1 pseudogene is annotated in these 517 nt (G+C 71.0%); it reads left to right on the forward strand.

The window, feature by feature from the left end:
• Window positions 1–393, forward strand: a pseudogene (locus tag TN53_RS42120) (long-chain acyl-CoA synthetase); the annotation flags it as partial.
• Between the last annotated feature and the right edge of the window lie 124 nt (window positions 394–517).

Here is a 517-nt window from a genome sequence, read left to right on the forward strand (position 1 = left end):
AAGGTCTGGGACGGCTGGTGGAACACCGGTGACATAGGCGTCCACCGCTGGGACGGCACCGTGGACATCCTCGACCGAGAGGTCGACGTCATACCCGGCACCAGCGGCATCGAGCTGGAGAGCCTGCTGCTGGAGCGGCTCGAGGACGCCTCCGAGGTCATCGTGCTCGGCAACCCCAACGGGCTGCCCGTGCCGATCGTCTCGACCCACAGCGGCACCTTGGACCGCGAGGCATGGGAGCGCGCCACGGCCGGCCTGATCGCCCTCGACGAGCCCCGGGTCATCGACTGGGAGGACTTCCCGCGCACCGGCACCTGGAAGGTACGCCGGTTCGACCTGCGGGAGAAGGTGTTGCAGAGCCGGGAGACCTTCGGCAGCGGGCGATGGACGTGACCCGCAAGGCACCTTGAGACACGGCCCGGGTACGCCCGGGCCGAGGACGGCAGCAGCGGGCCGGCCCGTATCGAACGGGCCGGCCCGCCACCATGTCAGGGGTCAGGCGCGCGAGGCGGGCAGG

The organism is Streptomyces sp. WM6386 (assembly GCF_000972385.1).
Classification (GTDB): Bacteria; Actinomycetota; Actinomycetes; order Streptomycetales; family Streptomycetaceae; genus Streptomyces.